General features: G+C 44.5%; 11 protein-coding genes. All 11 read left to right on the top strand.

The annotated features are described in order from the left end of the window. The first annotated feature begins 10 nt into the window (after positions 1 to 10). The 11 genes from BFP72_RS05430 (at position 11) to BFP72_RS05480 (ending at position 13601) form a co-directional block, all read left to right on the top strand. The gene (locus BFP72_RS05430) at positions 11 to 367 is read left to right on the top strand and encodes an STAS-like domain-containing protein (RefSeq protein WP_099598175.1); all 357 of its coding nucleotides are present in this window, start codon (positions 11 to 13) and stop codon (positions 365 to 367) included. Next, on the top strand, positions 357 to 905 hold the full coding sequence (locus BFP72_RS19320) for a PIN domain-containing protein (RefSeq protein WP_221406478.1): 549 nt from the start codon (positions 357 to 359) through the stop codon (positions 903 to 905). Before BFP72_RS05430 ends, BFP72_RS19320 begins: the two co-directional genes overlap by 11 nt. A gap of 478 nt (positions 906 to 1383) precedes the next feature. Continuing rightward, complete coding sequence (locus BFP72_RS05440) at positions 1384 to 2982, top strand: UxaA family hydrolase (protein ID WP_099600692.1); 1599 nt, start codon at positions 1384 to 1386, stop codon at positions 2980 to 2982. Next, entirely contained in the window at positions 2979 to 3755 is a 777-nt protein-coding gene (locus BFP72_RS05445) for an SDR family NAD(P)-dependent oxidoreductase (RefSeq protein ID WP_099598177.1), read from the top strand. Before BFP72_RS05440 ends, BFP72_RS05445 begins: the two co-directional genes overlap by 4 nt. Positions 3756 to 3867: 112 nt before the next feature. Continuing rightward, the gene (locus BFP72_RS05450) at positions 3868 to 4719 is read left to right on the top strand and encodes a fumarylacetoacetate hydrolase family protein (protein WP_099600693.1); all 852 of its coding nucleotides are present in this window, start codon (positions 3868 to 3870) and stop codon (positions 4717 to 4719) included. Continuing rightward, positions 4716 to 5549 (top strand): amidohydrolase, encoded by an 834-nt coding sequence (locus BFP72_RS05455; protein WP_099598178.1) that lies wholly within the window; start codon positions 4716 to 4718, stop codon positions 5547 to 5549. The genes BFP72_RS05450 and BFP72_RS05455 overlap by 4 nt, the downstream gene beginning before the upstream one ends. Positions 5550 to 5576: 27 nt before the next feature. Continuing rightward, the gene (locus BFP72_RS05460; protein ID WP_099598179.1) at positions 5577 to 6359 is read left to right on the top strand and encodes an SDR family oxidoreductase; all 783 of its coding nucleotides are present in this window, start codon (positions 5577 to 5579) and stop codon (positions 6357 to 6359) included. Between the two features lie 87 nt (positions 6360 to 6446). After that, positions 6447 to 7745, top strand: a complete 1299-nt coding sequence (gene fucP / locus BFP72_RS05465; RefSeq protein ID WP_255397159.1) for an L-fucose:H+ symporter permease — start codon at positions 6447 to 6449, stop codon at positions 7743 to 7745. An 83-nt stretch (positions 7746 to 7828) separates the two neighbouring features. Continuing rightward, positions 7829 to 8158 (top strand): L-rhamnose mutarotase, encoded by a 330-nt coding sequence (locus BFP72_RS05470; RefSeq protein WP_099598181.1) that lies wholly within the window; start codon positions 7829 to 7831, stop codon positions 8156 to 8158. Further along, the gene (locus tag BFP72_RS05475; protein WP_099598182.1) at positions 8155 to 9306 is read left to right on the top strand and encodes an alpha-hydroxy acid oxidase; all 1152 of its coding nucleotides are present in this window, start codon (positions 8155 to 8157) and stop codon (positions 9304 to 9306) included. Before BFP72_RS05470 ends, BFP72_RS05475 begins: the two co-directional genes overlap by 4 nt. 131 nt (positions 9307 to 9437) lie before the next feature. Next, positions 9438 to 13601, top strand: coding sequence for a two-component regulator propeller domain-containing protein (locus BFP72_RS05480; protein ID WP_099598183.1), 4164 nt, complete (start codon positions 9438 to 9440; stop codon positions 13599 to 13601). Positions 13602 to 13951 lie beyond the last annotated feature (350 nt).

Genomic DNA, 13951 nt, shown 5'->3' on the forward strand with positions numbered 1-13951 from the left:
ATTTTGTATTATGAACAAAGCCGAAGTGCAGATTAATATTGCTCAAAATATTGGAGGAGATGCAGCTGTATCTACCGAAGATGGCAATGAAATATTTGGTCTAATCAAAAAGGATTTTGATGCAGGCCAAGTAGTGATTTTGGATTTTTCTGGTATTGAAATATTGACCACAGCATTTTTGAATGCAGCACTAGGCCAACTGTATAGTGCCTATAGTAGTGAGCAATTAAATGCAAGACTTAAATTGGTGAATGTAGCCGATCAAGATAAAATTCTTTTCAAGAAAGTAGTGGCACGAGCCAAGGAGTACTTTGCCAATAAAAAACAATTTGACCAATCCGCCAACCAAGCAATACATGGCAGCTAGTATCCGAGATGTAAAGACTTACTCACCAGACTCCGACGACCTTTTCTTTTTTGACAACAACATTTGGATGTACTTATACGCCTTTATTGGTGACTATAATTCATATAAACAAAAGTTGTACTCTGGCTTATTAAAGCGGATCAGGGATAGAGGCTGTACCATTTACACGAGTAGTATGATTATTTCAGAATTTACTAATCGATGTTTTAGGATGGATTTTGATCTTTGGAGAGCAGGCGATACCGAACTTCAATACAAAAGGGATTATGTAGGGACAAGTAGGTACAAAGAAACTGCAGAAGAAATTAGAGACGCTACCGATCGGATACTGTCTATCGCAGACCCCATCTCAGATGAATTTGAGTCAATAGAATTAGATCATGTGTTTGAGCGCACGACTGAAATTGATTTTAATGATAGCTATTATATTGAGTTGGCTACCGAACAAGATTTGGTGATTGTAACAGACGATCAGGATTTTGTGAAATTTGATCACCATGATTGCAAAGTTGTTACGTTTATCAATCCTAGTTTTTAATTAAGAGGTTTCTCTCCCGAGAAATATCGACTGACCCCTTTTGTAGCGTCGAACAATGGAATAATAACCTTGATTTCTCCATAGGAATCAATTCTCACTAGCTGTAGTGTCTGTTAGACTAACTTCGAATAGCCCATCCTGAAGTTTATCAATTCTCTTTTGACTACTGGATTAGATTGTGCTATGACCAGATAGAAATGAGAACCCTTTTTTCGAGTTTCATTTTTGACTTTGGCTCCAATTCTATGTTTAGACAATAAGTGCACACGTGTGTAATGTGATTCTAGGTCGATTTAGTTGTGGAGACTGAAGCTTTCGTGTAATTATGCAAGAGGCAAGGAAGCAAAAGATTCCATTCCGTACGACCTTTCTGTTCTGCTGAAAATTAGGGAACTGAGGCTCCTAAAAGGAGACTGAGGATCAAATGACAGCAGGTTTGTATGGGAGTAAGGAAGCTGTAAAGCAAAGCATGAACAAGATGAAAGAGTTTTTAATCATAGATCGATCAGACAATGTGGCCGTGGCGCTTAAGGATCACGAAGGAGGAAAAGTAGAGATCAATGGCCAGTCATTTCACATCGAGGCAATCAAGCAAAAGCACAAGGTGCTTTTGCAGTCTTTGAAAAGAGGTGAAAAAGTAATAATGTATGGGGTCCCTGTTGCTATCGCCAATGAAGACTTGCTCATCGGTGCGATGATTACCACCGAGAATGTGACGCACTTTGCTGATCCCATCTCACTCGGCAATAGAAAAAAATACGAATGGCAAGCTCCCGATGTCTCGGCATGGGAGGAGAGGACGTTTCAGGGCTACCATCGACCAGATGGGAAGGTGGGGACGGCCAACTACTGGCTTTTCATCCCTTTGGTCTTCTGCGAAAACCGCAACCTTAAAGTCATTGAGGAGACCTTGAAGTCCTCGTTGGGCTACAAAAAGCCCAACGAGTATTTGCAGTATGCTCATGAATTAATCGGCGGGGTGATGGAACAAGAGATACCGTTGCGAAATCGAGTGTTTGAAAATGTAGACGGCATCAAATTTCTCTACCATGACGGAGGGTGTGGAGGTACACGTGGTGACGCAGAGACGCTCTTGCGTTTGCTGGCAGGTTATCTACAGCACCCGAATGTCGCGGGAGCTACAGTACTGAGTCTGGGTTGCCAACATGCGCAGGTGCAGTGGTTTCAAGAGATTCAAGAGGAGCTATATCCGCAGGCAAGCAAGCCAGTGATCTATTTGGAGCAGCAGGTCATCCAATCGGAAGAGAAATTGATCAAAAAGGCCATTGCTGATACGATCGAGCAACTCAAAGAAGCCAATCAGATCGAGCGCAAGCCAGCGTCACTGAGCAAACTGGTCGTAGGACTGGAATGTGGCGGTTCGGATGGGTTTTCGGGTATTTCTGCCAATCCTGCGGTAGGCTATGCATCAGACTTGTTGGTGGCGCTGGGGGCTTCTACGGTATTGAGTGAATTTCCAGAGTTGAACGGCGTAGAGCAAGACATCATTGATCGATGTACAGAGGATCGTGTGGCAGAGAAGTTCGTGGATATTCAGCGGGCCTACGAAGCACAAGCCAAAGCGGCTGGTTCAGGTTTTGACATGAACCCTTCGCCTGGCAATATCAAAGATGGTTTGATTACTGACGCGATCAAATCTGCCGGTGCGGCGAAAAAAGGAGGACGAGCACCCGTGAGCGATGTGTTGGATTATACAGAGCCAGTCACCCGTCCAGGACTCAATCTACTATGTACACCAGGCAACGATGTGGAATCTACCACAGGACTGGCAGGATCGGGTGCGAGTATTATCCTCTTCACTACCGGTTTGGGTACACCGACAGGCAATCCATTGGCTTCAGTAATCAAGATATCTAGCAATACGAGCCTTCGCGAACGCATGAGTGATATCATAGATTTGGATGCAGGGCCAATTACTCGTGGTGAAAAAAACATAGAACAAGTAGGAGAAGAGATTCTAGAAAAAATAATAGCCGTTGCTAGTGGTGAGAAAACCAAAGCGATGGACTTAGAACAAAACGATTTTATACTTTGGAAAAGAGGAGTGTCACTATGAAAAAATTTGATTTAACAGGGAAACGTGCCATTGTCACGGGTGGTGGTAGCGGTATCGGTAGAGCGATTTCACTATCATTGGCCGGAAATGGCGCGAAGGTATCCATCCTCGAGCTCAACGAAGAGGGAGGTCAGTTGGTCGTCGATGAGATCAAGGCAGCTGGTGGAGACGCTGAAACCATTGCTTGTGATGTGTCCAAGTTGGAGAGTGTGCAGCAGGCATTTGATCGAGCAGTAGGCGAAGAAAACCTTGATATACTGGTCAACAATGCGGGTATCGCGCATGTAGGCAATGTAGAAAATACAACTGCGGAAGATTTGGATAGAGTCTACTCTGTCAATGTCAAAGGCGTGTACCACTGCTTGCAAACGGGTGTTGCAAAGATGAGAGATGGGGGAGCTATCGTCAACCTGTCTTCGATTGGTGCACATGTAGGCCTCAATGATCGCTTTGCTTATTCGATGAGCAAAGGGGCTGTGCATACCATGACCTTGTCGATTGCCAAAGATTACCTAGGACAACAAGTTCGATGCAATAGTATATCACCTGCTCGGGTCCATACGCCATTTGTGGATGGGTTTATATCCAAAAATTACCCAGGAAAGGAAGAGGAAATGTTCGAAAAATTATCACAAACACAGCCTATTGGTCGAATGGGTAAACCACAAGAAATCGGTGACTTGGTACTGTATCTATGCTCAGACGAGGCGTCTTTTATTACAGGGTCAGATTTCCCGATAGATGGAGGTTTTGTGACGCTCAATGGCAATTGATCCGAGCGGCCTTTTTAGTTTGACTAGTCACTTGCAAAGAGATGTTTTGAGAAACAGCGAGTGACTGTTTATGAGAAAAGAGAATTTTTACAATCAAAAAATACGAAGAATCATGAAATTATTTAGATATAGAAAAGAAGGGAAAGTATGGCCTGGTGTAAGTGCTGGTGATACACACTATAGTTTGGCAGGGCACGTCCAAGATATCGACAGGGATTTTTTCGAGTCATCGGATGCTTTTAGCAAGGTAGAGGAGTTGATCGAAAAAGGTCAGCTGGAAGCGATAGAGACCCCTGAGTTTGATGCACCGATCTATCGCCCAGGCAAGATCATATGCATCGGATTGAACTACAGGAAACATGCAGAAGAAAGTGGTATGGAAGTACCGAAAGAGCCTGTGATTTTCTTCAAGGCAACATCCAGTCTATGTGGTCCCAATGACAATGTGGTGATCCCAAAAGGAAGCGAAAAGAGCGATTGGGAAGTCGAATTGGCTGTGGTGATCGGCAAGACCGCTAGTTATGTGAGCAAAGATGAAGCCATGGATTATGTTGGCGGCTATGCCCTACACAATGACGTGAGCGAAAGAGCTTACCAGCTCGAGCGTGGTGGTCAATGGGTGAAAGGCAAGAGTTGCGATACATTCGCGCCACTCGGACCCTATATTGTGAGTGCCGATGAGGTCGCTGATCCACACAACCTCAACCTATGGCTCAAGCTCAACGGCGAGAAGATTCAGGATGGATATACGTCAGATTTTGTATTTGATATCCCGACTGTGATCAGCTATTTGTCAGAGTTTATGACTTTGGAACCAGGGGATGTGATCTCCACGGGTACACCTGCAGGCGTAGGGTTGGGATTTGATCCTCCAGTCTATTTGAAACCAGGAGATGTGATGGAATTGGGTATCGATGGTCTGGGTACATCCAAGCAAACAGCTGTAGCACACCCAGACGCATGAGACTCGATGCACACCAGCACTTTTGGCAGTTTGATCCGCTGAGGGATACCTGGATCACCGAAGAAATGGCTGTGATACAGCGGGATTTTTTGCCCGAGGATTTGCAGCCTCTTCTGGAGGACAAGGGGATAGATGGATGTGTAGCCGTACAAGCAGATCAATCATTGGCGGAGACAGATTTCCTTTTGTCTCTAGCCAATAAGCATGACTTTATTCGAGGTGTAGTGGGTTGGGTTGATTTGAGATCGGATCAATTGTCTGCAGACTTGGAGCGTTATACCGAACAAGTGGTTTTCAAAGGCGTAAGACATATTTTGCAAGCTGAACCGGATGATTTTATGACGGATTCGGCCTTCATGGCGGGAGTGAAGAAGCTGGCGGATTTTGGCTTGACTTACGATGTGTTGGTGCATCAGGGACAGCTGGAAGAGACGCTGCAATTCATCGATCAACTGCCAGAGATGCCGCTGGTGATCGATCATATCGCCAAGCCTCAGATCAAAGAGGCATCTTTCGATCACTGGGCCAAATACATGAAGGCCATCGCTGAAAGAAAGCATGTGACAGTCAAAGTATCAGGTCTGGTGACTGAAGCTGATTGGAAAAATTGGAAAAGGGAGGACTTTACTCCTTACATCGATTTTTGTCTGGAGCATTTTGGGCCAGAGCGCTTGATGTACGGTTCGGATTGGCCTGTATGTCTGCTGGCAGGGAGCTATTCGGGAATATACGACTTACTCCAGTCCCATATCTCCCAACTCTCAGATACAGAACAGGGGCATATTATGGGAGGCACGGCTGCTAAATTCTACAGCCTACCTCAATACTAATTACGCAGTACTCAATACAAGAAAAACATGGATTTAAAACTAAAAAATAAAGTTTTCATCGTGACGGGTGGAGCCAAAGGGATCGGCGAGGCGATTACGCTAGAGCTGGCAGCCGAAGGCGCTATACCTGTGGTAGTCGGGCGATCCGTCGCTGCAGGCGAGGCGATAGAAAAGAAGATAAAAGCAGCGGGAGGTCAATGCCTCAATATCATTGCAGAACTGGGCGAAGCAGAGGTCTGCCAGCGTGTAGTGGAGGAAACCGTCGCTACACTCGGTCGCATCGATGGTGTGGTCAACAATGCAGGAGTCAATGATGGTGCTGGCTTAGAAGAGGGTGACCCGGCACGGTTTCGTCAATCGGTCATGACCAATTTGATGCACTATTATGATATGGTGCACTACGCACTGCCACAGCTCAAAGAACACAAAGGGTCGGTAGTGAATGTAAGTTCCAAAACGGCTGTAACAGGTCAAGGAGGTACATCTGGATATGCCGCCAGCAAAGGTGCTCAACTCGCACTGACTAGAGAGTGGGCGGTAGAACTGGCTCCCTACGATGTGAGGGTCAACGCTGTGATTCCTGCAGAGGTGATGACTCCACTCTATGAGACTTGGTTAAGCACCTTTGAGAATCGCGACGAGAAGTTGGAGAAGATCGTAGCTAATATCCCGCTAGGTAAAAGAATGACTGAAGCAGAGGAGATAGCAGCTATGAGCGTATTTTTACTTTCCGAGCGAAGTGCTCATACGACGGGACAGTGGCTGTTTGTGGATGGTGGCTATGTACACTTCGACCGATCAGTTACGTGATATACTCCCCCTAGGAGGGGAAAGAGGAATGTTGAATGTGAAGCATATGAATACTAAAGACTAACATTTCTCATAAAGCAAAAAAGCATGATGAAGACGAATGAAAAAGTAGTATCGCGAAAGGTATTGTTACCTTTCATTTTAATCACCTCATTATTTGCCTTATGGGGTTTTGCCAATGCGGTGACCGACCCGATGGTGTCGGCTTTCAAGAAGGTATTGGAATTGAACAATTTTCAAGCCTCGCTGGTACAGTTGGCTTTTTACGGTGGTTATTTCACCATGGCCTTACCAGCATCTATGTTCATCCGCAAGTACTCCTACAAAACAGGCGTATTGATCGGTTTGGGATTGTATGCGTCGGGAGCCTTGTTGTTTTATCCGGCTGCCGTTACCCAGCAGTTTGGTTTCTTTTTGATGGGACTCTATGTATTGACTTTTGGACTGGCTTTTTTGGAAACCACCGCCAATCCCTACATCCTATCTATGGGAAGCAAGGAGACCGCCACACGTCGGTTGAATCTGGCTCAGGCTTTCAATCCAGTGGGCTTGATTGGTGGATTGTTAGTGGCGCAAAATTTCGTACTAGCCAAACTTCAGTCCGATGACGTCAACTTTGGTGGGCTGTCAGAGAGTGCCAAAGCGACGATCCGACAGTCTGACTTGATGGTCATACGTGATCCATACGTGGCGCTAGGTTTGGTGGTGATAGCTGTATTTGTACTGATTGTCATTAGCAAAATGCCAGAGAGCAAAGATGAAGAAGATAGCCTGAGTACTTGGCAGATCATCAAGACATTGGTCCAAAGGGCACACTACGCACAGGGGGTATTGGCTCAGGCTTTTTATGTAGGTGTACAGATCATGTGTTGGACCTACATCTACCAGTATGCCGAATCGATCGGAGTGGATGGTGTCACGGCAGGCAGTTATCAGTTTGCGGCTTTCGTGCTGTTTTTCTCGGGGCGTTTTATTTGTACCTTTCTGTTGAGGTATATCAATTCGGGCAAATTGCTCACACTGCTTTCGGCTCTTGCTATTGTATTTGTCTTGGGGACCATTTTCATCCAAGGGATGATTGGGCTGTATTGTTTGGTGATGGTTTCGTTTTGTATGTCTCTGATGTTTCCGACGATATACGGTATTGCCTTGGAAGGCTTGAGTGAGGACGAATCCAAGATTGGCGCAGCAGGTTTGGTGATGGCGATAGTGGGAGGGGCCTTGATGCCTACCCTACAAGGGATGATATTGGATTTGGGAGGAGCAGGGTATTCGGATATTGAGATTCTCGGTGTTCCAGAAGTCAATTTTTCTTTCGTACTGCCCTTGTTGTGCTTCCTGTTTATCGCCAGCTATGGCATGCGTGTGATGAAAGGGAAAATTTGATTACGTGTTGCAAGTAGGTACCTATGAAGTAGCCTAGTTTTCTAAACCGAGCGTTGACCTAAAGACCAATAAGCTTTTATTAAATGAAAAAATATACACTCACTTTAGATGTGAAGGATGATCCTTCATTGATCCAGGCTTACAAAGAGCATCATCAGGCTGTGTGGCCGGAGGTGCAGAAAAGCATCATAGATTCCGGTATCGAGCGGATGGAAATTTATCATGTGGGAGATCGACTGGTGATGACCGTGGAGGCAAGGGATGATTTTTCGTTCGAAAAGAAGAATGCTTTGGATCAGAACAATCCAAAAGTGCAAGAATGGGAAGAACTGATGGATCAATACCAAAAGCGATTGCCCTTTGCCGCTAAGGGAGAAAAATGGGTAGTAATGAACAAAATATTTGAACTATGAGCAAGTGGGCATATAACTCCAGTTACCCGTCGATAGACGATTTGATCAAAAGAGCGAAGAAAAAAGTGCCTCGATTTGCTTTTGAATACCTCGATGGAGGATGCAACGAGGATGTGAATTTGGTGAGGAATACCAAGGAGATTCGAGATGTGGAATTGATCCCTCAGTACTTGACCAAGCACACGCATTCGGATATGTCTACCGAACTATTTGGGCATACCTACGATGCGCCGTTTGGGATTGCTCCAGTGGGCTTGCAGGGCTTGATGTGGCCCAAGGCTCCTGAGATTTTAGCCAAGGCGGCTTTTCGACACAATGTGCCGTTTATTCTCAGTACTGTCACTACCATGAGTATCGAAAAGGCCAGCGAACTGACCGAGGGGCGGGCGTGGTTTCAGCTCTATCATCCAGCCAAGGATGAGGTGAGAGATGATATTCTCAAACGTGCAGATACAGCCGGTTGTCCAGTATTAGTATTGCTGTCCGATGTACCTACTTTTGGTTTTCGTCCCAGAGACATTCGCAACGGGCTGGCCATGCCGCCAAGTATGACTGTGAACAACATGCTACAGATCATGGGGAGGCCAGAGTGGGCATTGAGAACTTTGATCAACGGTCAGCCAAATTTCGAGACACTTCGTCCCTATATGCCCAAGAATCTAAACATGAAGCAACTCGGTAAATTCATGGATCAAACGTTTTCGGGTAGGCTAAACGAGGATAAAATAGCAGCCATACGTGACAAGTGGAAAGGAAAGATCGTATTGAAAGGAGTTGCCAGCGAAGAAGATACTGAGAAGGCTATCAAGTTGGGATTGGATGGGATCATCGTCTCCAATCACGGAGGTAGACAGTTGGACGCAGGGCAGTCGAGTATCGTGCCGATGACTCGTATCGCAGAGAAATACAAAGGTCAGATCAAGGTCATGATGGATAGTGGTCTTCGATCAGGTCCAGACGTAGCAAGGACATTGGCCAGTGGGGCGGAGTTTACTTTCATGGGCAGGAGCTTTATGTATAGCGTAGCTGCGCTGGGTAGCCAAGGTGGAGACCATATCATAGGAATGCTCAAAACACAGTTGCTGCAAGTAATGGAGCAAATTTGTTGTGAACGAGTCGAGGATTTTCCTAATTTTAAGGTGAGATGAAGTCATGCTGTGTTTCAGGATGACTTCATCATTAGCAGCAGAGAGATTTATTATTATTGAAAAAAGATTAGATTGGACACAATCGCAATCGGTAAAGGCTACTTTGCTTGCAGCATTGATTTGGAGGGATTATGAAAGCAAATAGAAAGTGTCATTTGGTCGTAGGGTTGCTGTTGAGTTGTAGTTTGGCATGGGCACAACCCCAATTTTCCAATCTCAAATTTGAGAATTACTCTACACCGCAGGGATTGTCGAGTAGTACATGCCTGGAAGTGTTTCAGGATAGCCGTGGTTTTTTGTGGTTTGGGACGATCGACGGGCTCAACCGCTATGACGGGTATGGTTTTGAGGTTTTTCGTCCGATCATTGGTGACTCCACATCCATTAGCAACAACAGAGTTTATGCTCTCGAAGAAGATAAATATGGTAACCTGTGGGTAGGAACCAAGAATGGGTTGAACATATATCGACACGAAAAGGGGGCTTTCCGACGGATACACTTATACGACAAAAATCTTTTTCACATCAATACGCGTGACGTCATCAATGACATTGATTACAACCCGTTAACCAATGAAATTTGGGTGGCTACTAAAAATGGAGTGAGCAAGACAGAATTGAGTCGCTTTGACTCAGGCGATGAACAAGCACTTCATTTTTCTCACTATGTCAACCATCCTTCGGACAAGACCTCCTTGGATGACAATGATGTCTCTCGTATAGATATTGACGAACAAGGTAATGTTTGGTTGGTGACCGGAGGAAGCCATTTGCATAGATACAGACCTGATCAGGACAATTTTCAACGAATCACCATCCCCAACAATGGAGGAGAATCTTTAGATCACTTGCCTAAGGCGTTGATGGTAGATAAGGGAGGCAAGGTATGGGTAGGCAATAACCTGTCGCAGTTGGCTGTGATGGACCAAAATCAGGTTTTTGAAAACCCTGTCATTGCAGAGGAAAGCATAGCGATATATGACATCTATCAAGGGCAAGATCACAACGTCTGGATTGCTACCTCCGACCATGGAGTCTATGTAGTGGATACTCAAGGGAAACTGTTGCATCATATGCAGCATGATTCTAGTGATCCCTTCTCTATACCCAACAATCAAGCGTCCAAGTTGCTGCAAGATCAGGATGGTATATTCTGGATTGCGACATACAACGAAGGGATGGTTAAGTTGGATTTGTCCAAAGGAGCTTTCGGGCACAACTTCTACAAAAAGAGTAAAGATTCTGATATTAGAATAGCACAGGCTGTCATGCAAGACCTAAAGGGGCGATTGTGGATAGGTACGGATGGTGCAGGTATCAATTATTTTGATGAAATGTCAGGGAAGTTTGAGCAGTTTAGACATGATCCCAAAAATCCCAACTCACTGAGTTCTGATAAGGTCCTGTATTTGGAAAAATGCTATGATGGGGATATTTGGGTATGTACTTTGGATGGGGGATTAAATAAGTTTGATCCAGAGACCAAGCGCTATGTCCATTACAAACATGACCAATCTGATTCTACTAGCATTGCCCAAAATTCAGTGTGGTGTGCAGTAGAAGATCAAAAGCACCGATTATGGGCAGGGACGCAAGAGGAAGGTCTCAATGTATTGGACCCTCGGACGGGTAGCTTTGTACAATTTGAACACACACCCTATGACTCGACCAGTATTTTAGGAGATTATGTGTTTTCATTATACATAGACTCACAAGAGAGACTTTTGGTAGGCACGTCTATAGGTATGTGTTGGGCTGATATCTCTGGCGATTTGAGCGAAGGGTTGGTTTTTAATAAAGTCGATGAACCCAATGTCACAGGCATATTGATCAATGATATCGTAGAAGATCATTTGGGGGATATTTGGGTAGGATCTGATTTGGGCTTGCACAGATTGAGTGCTGATCTCAATTTGAAAAAGACCTACTCTACCGAAGATGGAATCCCCAACAATCTAGTGATAGGAGTGGAGGAGGATGAGCAAAAGCAGCTTTGGCTCATCACCAAAAGTGGAATGAGTTGTTTCGATTTTGAAACAGAAAGTTTCAAAAATTACAACGTCAGTGATGGATTGCAGGAGATGGAATACCAAAGTAAGTCGATTGCCCGACTCAAGGACGGTCGAATATTGGCAGGAGGAATCAACGGATTCAACCTTTTTGATCCTCGCAACATTGCCCAGGATACGCTACAAGTATTGCCGATATTGATAGATTTTAAAATCTTGAATCACTCCATACATGCTGGAGAGGAGTTGAATGGGCGGGTCATTTTAGAGCACGCATTGGATCAGTCCAAAGAAATAGTCTTGAAGCACAACGAAGGGTACATCACCCTTTCTTTTGTCGCTTTGCACATGCATAATCCCGACCGTGTCAAATATGCCTACAAATTACATGGAGCAGATCAGAGCTTTGTACAGGCGGGACCGACCCGCATGGCGAATTACTCTGGATTGCAGCCGGGGAGTTATCGTTTTGAGGTAAAGGCCTCTTTGAATGGGGACTGGAGTACCGCGGCTTCTACCGTTCTATGGCTCGAAGTACTTCCACCGCCATGGAAAACTTGGTGGGCCTATACGATCTATATTCTTTTGATCTCATTGGCTACATGGATGCTTTTCAAATATTACACCAAGATGGTGAATGAGGAGCGTGAGCGTGAGTTGGACCACATGAAGCTGCAGTTCTTTATGAACGTGTCTCATGAATTTAGAACACCTCTGACGCTTATACTGAACCCAGTAGATAAGATCATTTCTTCATTCAATGATCCAGAGATCGTCAAGAATTCTGCGTTTGTCATCCAAAGAAGTGCACGTAAACTGCTCAACTTGGTCAATCAACTGCTTGATTTTAGGAAAATGGATTTGGGTAAGGCTCCTCTAGATCCTATAAAAGGGGACATTGTGCCTTTCACCAAGGACATCACGAAGTTGTTTGAAGATCTGGCTAGAGAAAAGGAGATTGAAATGACGTTTTCGTCGACTATTGATGGCATGTTTATTTGGTTCGATCCGGACAAGATAGAGAAAGTGCTATCCAACCTGCTGTCGAATGCACTCAAATTCACTCCGAAGGGAGGAAAAGTAGAAGTGATAGTCGATCACAAACAAGATGTTGGGGGGACTTTGTTTGGGACACGCAAATTGGGTGAATCCGTAGAAATAAAAGTAAAGGATACAGGGATAGGCCTGAAGAAAGAGCAACTTAGTGCTGTCTTCGATCGCTTTTTTCACATCGACAATACCAACTCTGGTACTGGGATAGGACTCAATTTCACCAAAAGTCTCGTCGAGCAGCATGATGGTGTGATCACCGTAGAGAGTGATTATGGACAAGGGAGTTGCTTTACAGTGAATCTACCGTTGGAAAGCAAGCAACTTCAAGACGCGCTCAAGGGAAACCAAGAAGTCAGGCGTACGATCAAGGATTTTGACATGAATAGCATCAAGTCCTTGGAATATGAAATTTCGATTTCGGATATGAATGTATTGGATTCGGATGAAACGGCAGATACATCTGGGTATCAAACCATCCTGATTGTAGAGGACAACAAAGAGTTGCGGGTACACCTGAAGAATGAACTGAGGCACCAGTTTAAAATCAAGGAAGCTGCCAATGGTCAGGAAGGCCTTGAAAAGGCCAAGAAATTTTATCCAGATATCGTGATCAGTGACGTGATGATGCCAGAGATGGATGGTTTTGAAATGTGTCGCAATATCAAAACCAACACCGATACCTGTCACATTCCTGTGATACTCCTGACTGCACGTAGTTTGGAAGAGGACAGGATAGAAGGCTATGAAATAGGAGCCGATGCTTACTTGCCCAAACCTTTCAATGTCAACGTACTACGTGCTCGGATCAAAAACCTGTTGGAGTCCAAAAAGCGTCTGAGAGAAAAATTTGTGTCCCAGACAGGAATAATGGCGTCAAGTGAATTGACTACCAACTCTTTGGATGAAAAGTTCTTGGATGATGTGACGAAGGTAATTCTTGACCATGTGAGCGATTCTGATTTTGGATTGGAGCAGTTGATCAGCGAAATCGGCGTGAGCCGTTCTCATTTCTATCGCAAAATCAACTCTCTAACTGGTCAGAACCCGAGCAATTTTATACGAACCATTCGCTTGAAGCATGCCGCCGAATTATTGAAGAAGAAAACAGGATCGATCAAAGAGATCGCCTTTATGTCGGGCTTCAACTCAACCGCTTATTTTTCCAAGACTTTTAGAGAGTTGTTTGGAGTTACTCCCAATGAGTTTGCCAGCGGAGACGGTTCAGGAGCTTGATCAGCTTTGTATTGATTTTGAAAATACGTTCATTTTCCTATAAATAATAATTCTTTTGTATTGAATTTTATTCGTGTTGTGCGGATAAAATGTGCTTTTATTCCACGTATAACTGCTTTTTATCATAATGAGTCATGTTTTATAAGGTGTGAATCATGAATTATATGCAGTCATTACTTAAACATTTAGAATTGAGGTGTCAATCTGTGGATTGTCACATGAAATGAATGAAAACTAAAAGTATGAGCGTATGAAACAAAGCATGGAATGAGCTTCTCAGTGAACTAAGAAGTTAGAGAAGCCCGCTTGAGGGTGATCAAGTAAACACCATAAGGTGTCACTTGGAAAGA

Origin of the sequence: Reichenbachiella sp. 5M10 (genome assembly GCF_002742335.1) — a bacterium.
Lineage (GTDB): Bacteria > Bacteroidota > Bacteroidia > Cytophagales > Cyclobacteriaceae > Reichenbachiella.

Excerpts from the sequence above, each read along its gene's own strand:
- BFP72_RS05430 (WP_099598175.1), top strand. The coding sequence starts at position 11 with ATGAACAAAGCCGAAGTGCAGATTAATATTGCTCAAAATATTGGAGGA.
- BFP72_RS19320 (WP_221406478.1), top strand. The coding sequence starts at position 357 with ATGGCAGCTAGTATCCGAGATGTAAAGACTTACTCACCAGACTCCGAC.
- BFP72_RS05440 (WP_099600692.1), top strand. The coding sequence starts at position 1,384 with ATGAAAGAGTTTTTAATCATAGATCGATCAGACAATGTGGCCGTGGCG.
- BFP72_RS05445 (WP_099598177.1), top strand. The coding sequence starts at position 2,979 with ATGAAAAAATTTGATTTAACAGGGAAACGTGCCATTGTCACGGGTGGT.
- BFP72_RS05450 (WP_099600693.1), top strand. The coding sequence starts at position 3,868 with ATGAAATTATTTAGATATAGAAAAGAAGGGAAAGTATGGCCTGGTGTA.
- BFP72_RS05455 (WP_099598178.1), top strand. The coding sequence starts at position 4,716 with ATGAGACTCGATGCACACCAGCACTTTTGGCAGTTTGATCCGCTGAGG.
- BFP72_RS05460 (WP_099598179.1), top strand. The coding sequence starts at position 5,577 with ATGGATTTAAAACTAAAAAATAAAGTTTTCATCGTGACGGGTGGAGCC.
- fucP (WP_255397159.1), top strand. The coding sequence starts at position 6,447 with ATGATGAAGACGAATGAAAAAGTAGTATCGCGAAAGGTATTGTTACCT.
- BFP72_RS05470 (WP_099598181.1), top strand. The coding sequence starts at position 7,829 with ATGAAAAAATATACACTCACTTTAGATGTGAAGGATGATCCTTCATTG.
- BFP72_RS05475 (WP_099598182.1), top strand. The coding sequence starts at position 8,155 with ATGAGCAAGTGGGCATATAACTCCAGTTACCCGTCGATAGACGATTTG.
- BFP72_RS05480 (WP_099598183.1), top strand. The coding sequence starts at position 9,438 with ATGAAAGCAAATAGAAAGTGTCATTTGGTCGTAGGGTTGCTGTTGAGT.